Here is a 14,754-nt window from a genome sequence, read left to right on the forward strand (position 1 = left end):
AAGGTACAGTTTATCAGAAAAAGTATACTTTTCTGATCTTTTTGTTCTCGATAATGTAGATGGCGCCGGCATTAACCACCTGGCTAATACCCGTCAGCCTTTCCTGATCCACTACGGTATTGCCAACCACAATGCGGTTTATCACCTGGCAATGTACCTGTGGATTGCGTTTGAAAAATTGATCATATCCTTTCCGCATCTCCTCTTTCCCCTTCATCAAAAGTTTTTGCGTAGTCTGGTTATATATTTCTACACTGTCGCTATAAGGTGCAAGAAATGCTTCCACATCGTGTGCATTATAAGCATTCAGTTGCTGTTGGGCTAATATCTCCGGTGTCACCGGGATCAGGCTGGTGGGCTGGAAAAAGCGGCCTCTGTGAATAACGCTGGTGATATTTCCCAATACAGAAAGATCATCTGCCGGATCTTTGGGCAGTAGTAGTATGTCCGCTATTTTCCCTTTTTCGATGCTGCCATAGTTTTTGTCCTTTCCGAATCCTTTTGCTGCGTTAATGGTAGCTGCCCGGATCACTTCCCGGTTGGACAGGCCTGCTTGACGCATAGCCAGTAATTCGGGAAGGAAAGAAGCCGCATGATGTGTCCCAATATTGCCGGCATCTGTTCCGGCTGCGATGAGTATACCAGCATCCTGCACTCTTTTAAGATTGGACAGCATGATACTGTCTGACTTAGATGGAACAATGAATTTGTTGCGTACCTTTTTATAGTTAAGCGTTATACGGGTAGAATCAAGATGCTGCAAATCCATTAATGAACCCAGCATAAAAGGGTCTGCATAGGTAAATTCATGGGCACTGAAATTGAACTGTTGCGTGAAGACGCGATGGTAGTTCTGCATCACAATAAGTGTAGGAATATATAACACTTTTTTGTCCTTTAGTAATTGTAACAGATCGTTGTCCAGGGGCTGGTCGTCTACACTATGCACCAATATATCGGCGCCGGCTGTTACAGCTAGCTTGGCAGTTACATAGGTAGTAGCATGTACGGCTACTTTAAGGCCGTTGGCATGGCTTTCTGCTATTGCCGCGGTAATAAGAGGTAGCATGTCTTCCGGTTGCTGGCCGGTGCGCACGACATACCATATTTTAATGAAATCAGGTTTGAAAGGTAATTGTTTTCTGACTAGTTCCCGGGCTTCATCCGGTGTGTTGACCTTGATGATAGGAGGGTCTTTTTCATCAAGGTTAGGCGGCAGATAGGTGGATACTAACGGGCCGGTAACCCATGTAGTAGGTGCCGCAACCATGGTGTCGGTACGAGCACGGATACTAAAATTACTCAATGGTCCGCCTACGTCGATCACTTGTGTGATACCGGTAGCCAGGTAGCGGGCAAGGGTATTGTCTAGGTGTGCTTTTATCCATTGCTGATCTTCCTGGTAAGGTGTAAAGGCATTTAGGTTGAGGGCATCAGGACGGGTATAAAGACCGCCACTCTGAAAAAAATGAATATGGGCATCCGTCATACCCGGCATTGCATATTGTCCGGTAGCGTCGATGACCTTTGCGTTTGCCGGAGGCTTTATCTTGCCCGCAGGGCCAACCGCAGAAATGCGCTGGTCTGTAATAACGATGGTCTGATCCTGGTCAGTGCGACCGGTATGGACATTCACCAGGTTGACGTGTGTGATGTAAGTGGCATCAGATGTTGACAATGCCTTTTGGTTTTGGGCAATAACGGGTAGGGTGACCAGTACTCCTGCCAGCAGCAGATAAGTTTTCATGGTGGAATAAGATTTAAGCAGATTAAAGGTAACTACTTTCACGTAATGATGCCCCTGTGAGGATCTTGTTTCAAATTACCCGCTCTTTGTCTGGAACACCCTGCTTGCCTGCCATACCGAGGAGCCATCATCGTATCTCCTCCAGTTTTTTATTGACGGTAGATAGTTCCGTCTTTGGAACATCAAGAGGATGGCAACAAGTATGGGTCAGTTATGAAGGCAGTTTAATCGCCCGCATAGACGTCTTTGTGAATGATTGATCGTAAATGGCAGCTTCTTCAAAAGGTTAGATAATCAAGAGTTATCTGACCTTTTTTATTATAAATTGATAAGTGAATTCTCCTGTTTTTATTAAAAAAGCATAACTTTACTTTGAACGACAATAAAAAGTAGATTGTTGATGTGAATACCATGGAATAATAACTATTAACGTATCCCAAACCTCAAATTACGACCATTACATACAAGGATCCTGATACCGGTGAGTACCCCGCTAAAGTAATCCTTATCCAGGCATACTTCCAGATACGTGTTAGCTGCTATTAGTGCAGCTAAGGCTGACAGTATTAACCTGTTTTACCTCCGCTATTGGTGCATGAATGTACCGTGAAAAACGGTTGCACCTGCCTGTAAACGTTACGGTAGGCCTAAATGGTGCAGCATTATACAATAACCATTAAGACGAAAAGAATGCCTATGATATATTGTCCAGACAGTACTTAGAACCAATCTGCAAAAGAAATTGTACTTACGTGTGCCCGTTAATGTTATTTAATGGAAAGGGCATGCTATTGTTTAAATTACCAAAAACACAACTCCAAATGAAGAAGATCAGTGCCATAACTGTCATTATCTCTCTATGGGCAGCTATTGTCTATGTGAGTTCCTGCAACAGTGGGCAGCCAGAACAAAAAGATAACTCCAAGCCGCCTGAAGGCATAGCGGCCAGTAGCCCCCAAACACCCCTTAGCCCTGACTTACCCTATGATGTGACGTTTCTCCCCGGAGAGCCACTTGTAATGGAAACTACTGTACGCAGACGTTTTGATATTTTCTCCTGGGATTCTTTTATCGCACTATGCTGGCCTACTCAAGATGGAGAGGTAATAGGACAGTTTGGTGATAACCCCACCGTATGGGAAACATGGAAAACAGTAGATAAGATATTCCTGGATGACGGCAAAGACCCTACTCCCTGGGATAGTACTTTACGTACGCAACCTAAATTGCTATCGCAGACAGGAAAGGTACCTCCCGAATTATCAGCATTCGTTCAGCCTTTTAATACGGGTCCGTTAATTGACCAGAATGGCGAATACGCTCGTTTTGAAATAGCAGTGAATCAAGAGATGTTTAACTACATAGATCAGAATAAACTCTATAATATAGACGGGCAGCAAACATTCTCCAATACCGTCATTTTTCCGTCCGGGAATGATTCTACCAAACAACATGGTGCGATCATGGTAAAGGCTTCCTGGAAAATATTAGGTAAAGGAGATGATACTTCCCGCTTTCATAAGACGATGGCTACCGTCTATGCCACAGGCCTGCCATCAAGAGGTATAAAAGATACCATCTATAAAGCGCTGGTAGGACTGGTAGGATTGCATATCGGCACGAAAACCGTTGTTTCCCCACAATGGATCTGGTCCACTTTCGAGCATGTGGATAACGTCCCCGATTTCACCAAGAGGAAAGAAAAACAACATTATAATTTCTATAATGCAGAAGATACCAGCACCAAACGACTCAACAGAACACCTGCTCAACCGTGGTGCGCCCGGATCTCCGGACAACGCCCCAGCCAGGTAGCGCGGCTTACTCCTATTGATACCGGTACCCAACATCTCAATGATTCTATGCGGACGCTGCTGACAAAGATCAATCCAAAGAGCGTATGGCAGTATTATAAGCTCGTAGGTACCCAATGGCCGGTAAACCCCGCCAAAGATGCTACTGGCGATCCATTCCCGGTATTTATGGCCAATGCCACCTTGGAAACATACGACCAGGGAAACATACAGGGTAACAAGATCACCTACACACCGAATGTATCCTCCAGCTGTATCAGCTGCCATAACGGTGCTACCTCCTGGACCGGCCATACCTCTGACTTCACCTACATCCTGAGAAGGGCCAAAGCGGTAAAAAAATAGTATTCACCCCAAAACAAACTCACATGACACTTGATGAATTTGTAGGACTTTCTGCTGCATTGACCGGTTACGATGCTGATGTGCTAAAGCCCTCTGCTGATACCCAACGCGTAAGCGAAGCATTATACGCGGAATTATCAAATCCAGATAATAAAATATCGCCGGCACAACTGCAGCAATTGACAGATACCTGGAATGCTATTGCCCACACACCAGCCGCACAACTTGAAGACCAGGTATGGCAGCAGATCGTTCAGAACCCTGCTATTAACAGACTGGCGCAGAACATCATTTATATGTGGTATCTGGGTATCTGGTACGACCTCGGTAAAAACCCCAACAGTTTCGCAACGCCTAATAATGATCATGTAGTGTCTTCTGTTGCCTACATCAATGGCCTGGTATGGGGAGAGATGGGAGCACATCCCATGGGATTTAGTACCGGTGACTATGGCTATTGGGCTCATACTCCCACATTGCCTGCAATAAATGCAGTAAGTGCAGCGGTACTTAAGTAAGAATCATTAAATCTTTCAAACTATGAATACTTCAAATAAAGAATACGACGTAGTGATTGTAGGAGGAGGATGGGCCGGTAGCTTGCTGGCATATAAACTGGCGGCTGCCAATAAAACGGTATTAGTGCTGGAGTCTGGCGTCGCTATAGATGGTGTGACTTCCAGCGACGACAACGATCAACCGGAAACATATCAGCGTGGCGATTTTATGGAGACCTTTTACCTGGCTATGGCTAAGACGCCGGAGTCTCCTTATGTACAGAACTATAACGCCCCCAGGCCTTCCGTACTGGATATACGTACCACTGCAGAAGATGATAAGATACCAGATAACTGTAACCAACCTGTTAAGTCCATCGACACAAAGGGTTACTTTATTCAAAAAGGCCCCATGCCGTTTGGTAGTACTTACGAACGCAGAGGTGGAGGTACTTCCTGGCACTGGTTGGGCACCAGCTTGCGGCTATTACCAAAAGATTTTAAAATGGCCTCGGAATACAAAGTAGGTGTTGACTGGCCCATGAAGTATGAAGACCTGTCACCCTATTACGATGAGGCAGAATACGAGATCGGCGTTTCTGCTGATGTAGAGGAACAAGCGATCCATGGCATTACTTTCAGCAAAGGATACGTATATCCGATGGCAAAAATACCGCCGACATTACTCGACGTAGCCATGACTACAGGGTTGAAAAATTTCCACTGGCAGAATATTGAAATGAAAGTAACGGGTACACCGGCAGGTCGCAATGGTACACCAAATAAAATGAAAGACGGTACCTACTATGACAATGGCCGGCGTCAATGCCAGGGTAATACCAATTGCACACCTATTTGTCCTATCCAGGCCAAATATGATGCGACTATTTCCATGAAAAAAGCCCTCATGACCGGCAACGTGGATATCATGTACCAGGCAGTAGCTTACGATATCAAAATAGATAAGCTCACACAGCAGGTCACGGGTATCATGTACAAGACATATGAGACGATCAATGGAGGAGTAAAAGATACCGGCGTAGTTACCGGGAAAAAATATGTCATTGCCGCCAACGCTATTGAAGCCGCTAAATTACTCCTGATGTCCAATGCTCCTTTTGGTGTTGCTAATGGAAGCGGACAGGTAGGTAAAAACCTGATGGATCATCCCGTATACCTGGCCTGGGGGTTAATGCCAAAGAGTACCTTCCCTTTCAGAGGTCCCTTATCTACCTCTGGTATAGAAACAACCCGGGATGGCGATTTCCGGAAGACAAGGGCCGCTTTCCGTATAGAAATAGGCAACGAAGGCTGGAACTGGCCTGGAGGGGCACCTTATACACAACTGATCAATATCGTCAGTCCTGGTGGCGCCGTTGCGCATGGCGACAGGAACTCCTTCGGCTCCGGACTCAGAAAACAGATCCAGAAAGATTTCACCCGGCAATTTAGGATCGGATTCCTGATGGAACAATTACCTGATGCTAACAACTACATCGTTCCCTCAAAAAAATGTATGGATAATCTGGGCATACCTCGCCCCGAAATCCATTACGACCTGAATAAATATACACGGGAAGGATTCAAAGCCGCCGCAGATGCAGCGAAAGCGATCTTCAGTCAACTGAAGGTGGAAAATGCCAATACACCACCGGTAGCTACCGGCGGTCAGTTCAAATATGATAATGTAACCTATTATTCTCAGGGAGCAGGTCACGTAATGGGAACCCACCGGATGGGTTTTAACAAATACGACTCTGTGACAAATGCTGATATGAAGAGCTGGGATCACGATAACCTGTACATCGTGGGGTGTGGATCATTCCCTACCACAGCTACCGCTAATCCCACGTTGACAATGTCTGCACTTTGTTTTAAAGCTGCTGATGCCATCATCAAAAGTTTCTAACGCAATAGTTAGTAGTGGCATACAAGATCATTCCGGCCGTTACGGCTGGAATGATCTTTATTACATACAGGCCGTAACGGCAAGTAAATAGAAGGCCATAGCTTCGGCTTCTTCTGCTATCTACTTTTCGTAGTCAGCAATAGCAGCAATCCATAACTCTTCGGTAATATACCTGTCTTGTACCAATTGATGACCACGTGTTGCCGCTACTTTGGACATATATTAAGGTCGTCAGAAAAACTAGGATCTCCTTTAACGGTCCTTTCAGAAAGATTGGTCACTGTTATTGTTTGGAAACCTGCTTGCTGCAGCATATCCTGCAGGTGATCCGCAATCCCGTTGTCCATTCCTGCATCTGTTCTCCATTGCAAAAAAGCCTGATAGAACTGACGCATACTTTCCGGTATCTGTGGCGTCTACTCGATTTTCTCATGGTGATAGTCAAGTATAGTAAGACAGCCATCTTCTGCCAGCAATTGTTTCATTTGACTAATAATACCAGCCGGATTATCTACCCACTGTAATACGCGGGCGGTTGTTATCGCCTCCTATTTCCTGTCGGTCAGATATGTATTAATGTCTGCTACCTCGAACCGGACTTGCGACAAATGTCCAAAATTATTCTTTGCCAGATCGATCAGATGCTCGCTCGTGTCAATACCCGTCACAGTCCCATGTGCTCCGGTAAGGCCAGTAATAGGCTATCTGCTTTCGCCTGTAAATCTTGTGCATATGTAGTCTGTAAACAGCCAATGGTAAAAATGAATAAGAGAAAGTAGGTATAGCGTCGCATGAATGTAAACATATCGATAGATTGGTTGATCTTGATAATACCTATAAATATAAGGAAATGAGAACGTTATTAGATACAGATGTTTTGCTGAAAGGGCCAGATGGCTGTGAAGGCTCATCTGTACTGCAATAGAAAGGAATTGTAATTCTCAGTGTGTTTTATTAATTTTATCCGGCAAGTAGATAGTGGAAGTTGCACTGTTAACCAAGACCAGTTCCGTGATAAACCCAATGAAACACTAATTCGCCAAAGATTTTCATTTTACTTTTTTAGTATTCCCGTATGAAAACAAGGGTATTCAATTTTACTATTGAAGCAATTATCGCTGTGTTGCTTTTACTTTGGATCTATACCGGCTTAAACAAACTGATCCATTATGACAAATTCCGCTTCGAAGTGGGCCGTTCTCCTTTTTTGCAACACCTCACATCATGGGTAGCGATCACTGTGCCCGTAGCAGAGTTGCTGTTGGCCGCATTACTGATCTTCAAAAGAACACGTGCAGCAGGTTTGTATGCATCCCTTTTTACGATGACCCTGTTTACCGGTTACGTATATATGATGCTGCACTATGCTTCCGACCTGCCTTGCAGCTGCGGAGGAATTATCGAATTACTGACCTGGGAGCAGCATCTGGTCGTAAATGCGCTGCTAACCCTGCTGATAGCAATTGCCATATTGCTGCAAAACCAGTTGGCGATATTACAAGGGCAAAGAATTCCCCTGAATGAAAATGCCTATTGATCAATAAGAAAAGAACTCACTTCTACTGTATGAGTAATGACAGCTGCTGATAGGTGGTTGTATTTTTTAATTCAAAAAACCAAAACATGAAAAAGATGAAATTCAGCTTTGCCGCACTGGTAGCCATAGCTGCCGTTGGCCTTACTATCACCTCCAATGCAAGTACCCTCATCCGGAAAGCGCAGGAAACCTGCTACCGCACAGTAGTGATCCCCGGATTACCGGCCGACCGGACGGCCACTTATGGCGGAAACCTAATCCTGTCCTTTGGCAACAATATCAAAAGTGTAGCGGATGCCAACAGCACCGCTAATTGCAAAGGGGATGGATATTTCTGTTGTGCCTCTACTTTCAGGTCCGGTGGTAAAACATACGTTTCGGAAGTGTTCCTGACGGACCTGTAATCATCAGTTATTTACCACAGTAGTAGTTAATTAACAGGGACTATCTGCAGGTAGTCCCTGTTGCCACATGCCCTACGAGTTATGAAACGCACTTTATTTTTTATCATTGGAACTATGTTACTGGCGATTGGGTGTCTGCTGCTGCTGGTATTGCTATCGGGAATATCCGGTGATAAACGGAATGGGTTTAGCCGGCAATGGCTGACGATAACCATACGAAAGCAGTCATCACAGCAATGGACATTATTACCGGAACGTTTATTCGGCGACAACAAGGCACTCTATATGTCAGAATCTACCCACCAGCGGATATATCGCCTGGATGATTGGCTGCACATCACGGATACCATTTATCTGTCTGTCGATAAACAACTTAAACCCCCGGTAGGTTTTTACGCCGATACATCCATAATTTACATACATGAATACAATTCAGGCCGGCTGTTCTTCAAAGCATTACATGCTACCACATTTGATTCGTTACAAGTATCGACAGGCCCATTTGTCAAATCTCTGCAGTTATCTGACTCAGTGGTGGTAATAAGAAGTTTTGACGCAGGAAGTTTTCATCCCATATTTATGCGCATCAATACACGATCGGGAGAAAAACGTAAGTCGGAACTACTGTCTGAAAAAGGGGATGCCGGCTTTTCCAGCGATGGTATCCTTTGTGCGGATGCCGGGAAAGAGCTATTATTTTACATACCATACTTTGAGAATGGGATCTATTGTATGGATAGTGATATGCAGTTACGCTATAAACGCCCGACCATCGATACTGTATTCAACAGTAGCATCCAGGTTACAAGCAATGGGGTGGGAGAGCGGCAGAAATTATACGCATCGGCTCCCCGTATAAAAGTAAATAAACGTGCATTCGCCAATGACAGGCTGCTCTTCATCGAGTCCGACTTGCTGGCCGACAACGAAGAGAAGGACACATTCAGGCAACATCCGGTATTGGATACCTATCACCTCGAAAATGGTAAATATGCCGGTAGCTTTTATCTGCCGGTAGACAAAAGACAGGTGTTATCTTATCATATCAAAGGACAACAAATATATGTACTGCTGAAAGAGCAGCTGATTAGTTATACAATGGAACTATAGATCAGACACGTAACAAACCGCGAAATCCTCTGGTGGCATAGTAAGATTCTGCCCCGTTATGATATACAAATACATGGTCGTAACGACGATCCGCGAAGAGCGCCCCACCGAGTTTTCTGATAGCAGCAGGCGTAGCTATCCAGCTGGATGTCTTCAGATCGAAATTACCCAGCTGTTGTAGCTCCTTGTATTGTGCTTCGGTTAATATCTCAATACCTATGGCAGCTGCCATCGCCAATGCGCTGTCGGTAGGTTTAAAAGTTTTCCTCGACTCCAGGGCATCATCATCGAAACAAATACTCCTGCGACCCTTGGGACTTTCCGGAGAACAGTCACAAATGATAAACTCATCAGCCTTTTTATCATAGCCGATTACATCTGGTTCACCGCCGGTTTCTTCCATTTGCTGTATGGACCACAGTTTGGCAGGACTTTCTTCTAGCTTGGTTTGTACGCTAGCCCATTCAATACCTTTATGCCGGGGCATATTTTTGGCAAAACGAGCCTTTAAAATGTTTAACAAAGTATCCTGTTCGGTGGCAGACAGCTTCTTTTTTGTAGTCATAGCTTTAGTTTTATAGCCAATGAATATGTCACCCTTAGATAGGGGAAATTAAATGCGTAGCTATTTGACTACAATATACGTAGTTATTTGACTACGCAAACTTTTCTTAAACAAAGTTGACCCTTTTGCAATACTCTTTGATGGATTCGCAATATGCCGCCGGAGTACTCCCGGCTAATTTTGCATTAACAACAAATTTGATCAGATGAAAAATATACTGGTGGATAAAACCATCCTGGTAACGGGAGCTACAGATGGCCTCGGGAAATTGCTGGTCCTGCGTCTCGCGGAAAAAGGGGCACGGGTATTACTACATGGCAGATGTATGGAAAAAGGGCTCTCTGTGCTAGAGGAAATAAAAAAGATCACGGGGAATCAGCACTTGAATTATTATAACGCTGACTTTTCGTCCCTGGAAGCTGTACATGCAATGAGCGAAAAAATAGTCAATGAACAACCTCGTATAGATATACTCATTAATAACGCCGGTATGGGCACTTTCAGACGTGAAATCAGCCGCGACGGCATGGAGCTGACCATGGCCGTCAATTACATGGCACAGGTGTTATTGACAGAAAAATTGCTTCCGGTGATGGCCACCGGATCAGGTAAAGTGATTAATGTGGCATCTGCATCGCAGGAGCAGCTCAACTTCTCTGATTTCATGATGGAAAGATATTATGAGGGGTATTCCGCGTATTGTAAAAGCAAAACATCCCTGATCATGTATACCATCGATCTGGCAGAAAGACTGATAGAAGCAGGAATAGCAGTAAATGCATTGCATCCGGCAACGCTGATGAATACTAAAATGGTCCCGAAGAATTCGGTTTGTAGTTCGGTGGAAGAAGGAGCCACCGCGGTAGAAGCATTATTAAAAGTGGAGACAACGGGTAAATATTTCAATGGTAAAAGGCAAGCGAAAGCCATTCATCAGGTCTATGATGCAGAAAGCAGGAAAGAGCTCCGGGAGTTGACGCAACGTATGTTGAAACCGTATTTATATGCCATATCCTAAAAGCCATATGTAAAATGGATGCCTCCTCGTAAGGCACCCATTTTACATATAAGACCCAAGACTATCAGATATTGCTATATGATGGCTTGCTTTATTAAGCTCATGATGTACTCTAAATGTATCGTGTCTCTTATGATTATTTCGTAGTCTCCATTACCATTATGCCCTTTTAAGGTAGACACATCGCGCATGATATTAAGTGAATCATTTAATGCTCCTTTCCGGACATTGATCCACAGCTTAATTGAATTTGCTTGTAGTTCAATATCTACAATATTACTTTTTAGTTTAAAAGCGATATAAGTTTTTTTAGGTACCACTTCAATATTGTCTGATAAATTCAGAATAGCATTTTTAAAGGTGTAATACAATTCCTTCACTTCATCAGATTTGCTAGCAGTATGATCCTCTTCTGTATAAACTCTAATTTCTCGGGTAACATGTTGTAGCGTTTCATTTTGTGACGCGATTTGTTTTATACTGGGCGCTGCTGCAGACTTTTTAATACTATCGATAATGACTGTACCGTTTTCGTATTGTTTGATTTCCCATAATTCAATAGCGAGATCTTTGAAGTTTGTTGCCTGCTTTTGGTTGTCTGTAAAAGAAGTAGATACAAATATAACTTTGGTTTGACTCCAATCTACATCTTCACGCTTCAGATTTTGATGTAGATTTTCATTATACTCGACTATAAAATCAGCCTTGTATTCCAGCATCAAGTTTAAATATGAAATTCCTTGATCTACTACACTATGGCTTTTGTCCCTTTTGTATTCAATAACAACGAAAGCATTGGTCTCTGGATCAAATGCCAATGTATCTATTCGTTTATTTTTTATTGTGCATTCGCTTTTTACCAATAGCAATCCCATAATGTTAGTGAGATTGTTTTCAAGTAGGGTTTGAATATTCTTTTCCAATTTAAAAGGATATTCCTTTACGACTTGTAACAGGTTACCTTGTTTTGAATATAGCATCATACTTCCAATGTATTTTTTCTAACGAAAAACTTATCTGAGATCCAATTCTGAAGAAGTCAGCAGTTAGTAAATATCGTTCATATGTTTTGTTAACTAAAATAAAGATGGAAACTAACAAGATGCACGGGAGAGATAATTGGGAACGCTGGGTGCAGTAAAAAAGAGATGATCCAAGTAATAGACACTCTATAAGTGCTCTTCCCCCCCAAAACAAAAAGCCTCCAAATCTTTCGACTTGAAGGCTTTAAAGCTTGCGGACCAGACGGGACTCGAACCCGCGACCTCCGCCGTGACAGGGCGGCATTCTAACCAACTGAACTACTGATCCTTTCCGGTTTGGATGTGAACATCCCTCATTTAAAAGAGAAAGCCTCCCAGGTATTAATTTGAGAGGCTTTGCGGACCAGACGGGACTCGAACCCGCGACCTCCGCCGTGACAGGGCGGCATTCTAACCAACTGAACTACTGATCCAAACCGAATATTTTTTAGTAAGAACTTTCTAAGATTGCAGTACTACTGCGGCTGACTTCACTTATCTTTCTGGCCCTCAACGGCTTACTACTGTTCCGTTTTGGGATTGCAAAGATATGAACAAAGTTCACAATTCTGCAAATCTTTTTTAAATTTTTTTTTCGTCTTTATCTTTACACCGAACTTTAACCAATTTAAACCAATTTATGCAATTCCTGGATTTCGAAAAACCCATTGAAGACCTGTATGGCCAGCTGGAGAAATTGAAAGAAAGCGGAGAGAAGTCTGGCGTCGATGTGTCTGCTACGGTAAAGGAGTTTGAGCAGAAGATCGCGGATACGCGTCAACAGATATACGGTCACCTGACCAGCTTTCAGAAGGTACAACTCAGCCGTCATCCCGACAGGCCATATACCTTGGCCTATATCGAAAGGATGTGTTCCAGCTTCATCGAGCTCTATGGTGATCGCAATGTTAGAGACGATAAAGCCATGGTAGGTGGCTTTGCAGACCTCGACGGTCAAACCGTTATGTTCATCGGCCAACAGAAAGGCGTAAATACCAAAATGCGCCAGATACGCAATTTCGGTATGGCTAACCCGGAAGGGTATCGTAAAGCCCTCCGCTTGATGAAACTGGCCGAAAAGTTCAACAAACCCATCGTAACGCTGATCGACACCCCGGGCGCATACCCCGGCCTGGAAGCAGAAGAACGCGGACAAGGAGAGGCTATCGCCCGTAACCTGTTCGAAATGGTCAACCTGCGCGTACCAGTTATCTGTATCATCATCGGCGAAGGTGCCTCCGGTGGCGCCCTCGGTATCGGTATGGGCGACCGTATCCTCATGCTGGAAAACAGCTGGTATACCGTGATCTCCCCGGAAAACTGCTCCACTATCCTCTGGCGTAGCTGGAACTATAAAGAAAAAGCAGCGGAAGAACTCAAACTGACCTCCGACTACATGAGTCAGTTCGGCCTCGTAGATGGCGTCATCAACGAACCGCTGGGTGGCGCACATGTCAACCCGGAAGAAATGGCCGTGATCCTGAAAGATAAAATACTCGATACCCTTAAAGAACTGCGTGCCATCGATCCCGATACACGTATCGAACAGCGTATCGAAAAGTTCAGCAAAATGGGCTTCTTCGAAGAACGCTAGAAAAAAATGCGGAATTAAACAGCGCAATTTGCAATATTTGCATGCTCTTTAAAAAACGGGGTTAGGTAGGCGATATATGCCAGACTACAGACCGGCAGGCAATCCTTTTGCCCCATCCGGGTCATGTGAACAATGCTGCATGTAAGCTACCAGTCTATTACATACTAACAATGGAACAGCTAAGAGGTACAGGTGTTGCACTCGTAACACCTTTTAAAGCAGATGAAAGCATCGACTGGCATGCTTTGGAAAAATTGATAGACCATGTGATCCAGGGAGGCGTTGACTACGTAGTATCCCTCGGAACTACTGGCGAGACACCAACGCTATCCGCAGAGGAAAAGCTGGACCTGATAAAGTTCACCTTTGAGAAAACCGCCAAACGAGTGCCCGTTGTAGTAGGTATCGGAGACTATGACACCCGCAACGTCATCAAGCGCCTGGAAAGCTGCCCACTCGACGAAGCCGCCGCCATCCTGAGCGTCGCTCCATACTACAGCAAACCTAGCCAGGAAGGCATCTATCAGCATTACAAAGCCATTGCTGCCGTAGCGCCCAAACCTGTGATATTGTATAACGTACCAGGTCGTACCGGCAGAAATATGACCGCCGATACCACCCTCCGCCTGGCCCGCGAAGTAGAAAACATCGTAGCCATGAAAGAAGCCAGCGGCGATATGGTACAATGTATGGAGATCATCCGCAACAAACCGCAAGGATTCCTCGTGATCAGCGGCGACGACGTACTCGCACTACCACAAATAGCCTGCGGAATGGACGGCCTCATCTCTGTGGGCGCTAACTACTTCGCCAAAGACCTGTCCTCCCTCGTCCGCGCAGCACTAGCCAACGACTTCCAGACAGCTCGTACCATGCAGTACAAACTCCTGGAAGCTTTTGACCTCATGTTTGCCGAAAACAATCCGGGAGGTATCAAAGCATTCCTCTCCGAAGCTGGCATAGTAGGCAACCAGTTCCGCCTGCCGGTAACTCCCGTAAGTGCCGGCTTACAGGAAAAGATCAAAAATTACCTGCGTCAGTACGCCGCCTGAGAGACCGGCCAGCGATATAAAAACCTTGTAACGGGTGTTATTGCCAGAGCAGTAACACCCGTTACGCTTATAGGATTTACACCTGTCTGCGCTACTCACTTAAGTAAACTATAGCTCCTGCTTAAGCCATGTATACCCCA

13 protein-coding genes and 2 tRNA genes are annotated in these 14,754 nt (G+C 44.6%); 9 read left to right on the forward strand and 6 right to left on the reverse strand.

The genetic code is table 11. The features are described 5' to 3' along the window. Positions 1-13 precede the first annotated feature (13 nt). Positions 14-1,747 (reverse strand): amidohydrolase family protein, encoded by a 1,734-nt coding sequence (locus KTO58_RS01405; RefSeq protein ID WP_095841093.1) that lies wholly within the window; start codon positions 1,745-1,747, stop codon positions 14-16. Between the two features lie 821 nt (positions 1,748-2,568). Between KTO58_RS01405 and KTO58_RS01410 the strand changes: the two genes are divergently transcribed. The 3 genes from KTO58_RS01410 to KTO58_RS01420 are packed head-to-tail and all read left to right on the forward strand — an operon-like array spanning position 2,569 to position 6,312. Continuing rightward, entirely contained in the window at positions 2,569-3,906 is a 1,338-nt protein-coding gene (locus tag KTO58_RS01410; protein WP_157753278.1) for a hypothetical protein, read from the forward strand. A 23-nt stretch (positions 3,907-3,929) separates the two neighbouring features. Further along, complete coding sequence (locus tag KTO58_RS01415; protein ID WP_095841091.1) at positions 3,930-4,424, forward strand: sugar dehydrogenase complex small subunit; 495 nt, start codon at positions 3,930-3,932, stop codon at positions 4,422-4,424. Positions 4,425-4,446: 22 nt separating this feature from the next. Further along, entirely contained in the window at positions 4,447-6,312 is a 1,866-nt protein-coding gene (locus tag KTO58_RS01420) for a GMC family oxidoreductase (protein ID WP_095841090.1), read from the forward strand. Positions 6,313-6,518: 206 nt separating this feature from the next. Here KTO58_RS01420 and KTO58_RS01425 read toward each other — a convergent pair whose 3' ends face one another. Continuing rightward, entirely contained in the window at positions 6,519-6,707 is a 189-nt protein-coding gene (locus KTO58_RS01425; protein ID WP_157753276.1) for a hypothetical protein, read from the reverse strand. Between the two features lie 680 nt (positions 6,708-7,387). Here KTO58_RS01425 and KTO58_RS01430 point away from each other — a divergent pair. The 3 genes from KTO58_RS01430 to KTO58_RS01440 all read left to right on the forward strand — a co-directional run bounded on the left by KTO58_RS01430 (position 7,388) and on the right by KTO58_RS01440 (position 9,363). Further along, entirely contained in the window at positions 7,388-7,849 is a 462-nt protein-coding gene (locus KTO58_RS01430; protein ID WP_095841088.1) for a MauE/DoxX family redox-associated membrane protein, read from the forward strand. 86 nt (positions 7,850-7,935) lie between these two features. Then, positions 7,936-8,253: a hypothetical protein gene (locus KTO58_RS01435; RefSeq protein WP_095841087.1), complete on the forward strand. Its 318-nt coding sequence runs from the start codon at positions 7,936-7,938 to the stop codon at positions 8,251-8,253. Positions 8,254-8,367: 114 nt separating this feature from the next. Next, positions 8,368-9,363 carry a hypothetical protein gene (locus KTO58_RS01440; RefSeq protein WP_095841086.1) on the forward strand — a complete coding sequence of 332 codons (996 nt, stop codon included), beginning with the start codon at positions 8,368-8,370 and terminating at the stop codon, positions 9,361-9,363. A gap of 1 nt (position 9,364) precedes the next feature. Here KTO58_RS01440 and KTO58_RS01445 read toward each other — a convergent pair whose 3' ends face one another. Continuing rightward, positions 9,365-9,928: a DUF4256 domain-containing protein gene (locus tag KTO58_RS01445; protein ID WP_095841085.1), complete on the reverse strand. Its 564-nt coding sequence runs from the start codon at positions 9,926-9,928 to the stop codon at positions 9,365-9,367. Positions 9,929-10,133: 205 nt separating this feature from the next. On the opposite strand from KTO58_RS01445, the gene KTO58_RS01450 reads away from it, so the two are divergent. After that, positions 10,134-10,946, forward strand: coding sequence for an SDR family NAD(P)-dependent oxidoreductase (locus KTO58_RS01450; protein ID WP_095841084.1), 813 nt, complete (start codon positions 10,134-10,136; stop codon positions 10,944-10,946). Positions 10,947-11,020: 74 nt separating this feature from the next. Here the strand turns inward: KTO58_RS01450 and KTO58_RS01455 are convergent, their stop codons facing one another. The 3 genes from KTO58_RS01455 to KTO58_RS01465 all read right to left on the reverse strand — a co-directional run bounded on the left by KTO58_RS01455 (position 11,021) and on the right by KTO58_RS01465 (position 12,402). Further along, positions 11,021-11,929, reverse strand: a complete 909-nt coding sequence (locus tag KTO58_RS01455; RefSeq protein ID WP_095841083.1) for a DUF5655 domain-containing protein — start codon at positions 11,927-11,929, stop codon at positions 11,021-11,023. A gap of 254 nt (positions 11,930-12,183) precedes the next feature. After that, positions 12,184-12,257 (reverse strand) — tRNA-Asp (locus KTO58_RS01460). Positions 12,258-12,328: 71 nt separating this feature from the next. Beyond that, positions 12,329-12,402: transfer RNA gene (locus tag KTO58_RS01465), tRNA-Asp, on the reverse strand. Between the two features lie 206 nt (positions 12,403-12,608). Here KTO58_RS01465 and KTO58_RS01470 point away from each other — a divergent pair. Continuing rightward, positions 12,609-13,562 (forward strand): acetyl-CoA carboxylase carboxyltransferase subunit alpha, encoded by a 954-nt coding sequence (locus KTO58_RS01470; protein ID WP_095841082.1) that lies wholly within the window; start codon positions 12,609-12,611, stop codon positions 13,560-13,562. A 170-nt stretch (positions 13,563-13,732) separates the two neighbouring features. Continuing rightward, complete coding sequence (gene dapA, locus KTO58_RS01475) at positions 13,733-14,614, forward strand: 4-hydroxy-tetrahydrodipicolinate synthase (RefSeq protein WP_095841081.1); 882 nt, start codon at positions 13,733-13,735, stop codon at positions 14,612-14,614. Positions 14,615-14,754 lie beyond the last annotated feature (140 nt).

The organism is Chitinophaga pendula (assembly GCF_020386615.1).
Taxonomy (GTDB): domain Bacteria; phylum Bacteroidota; class Bacteroidia; order Chitinophagales; family Chitinophagaceae; genus Chitinophaga; species Chitinophaga pendula.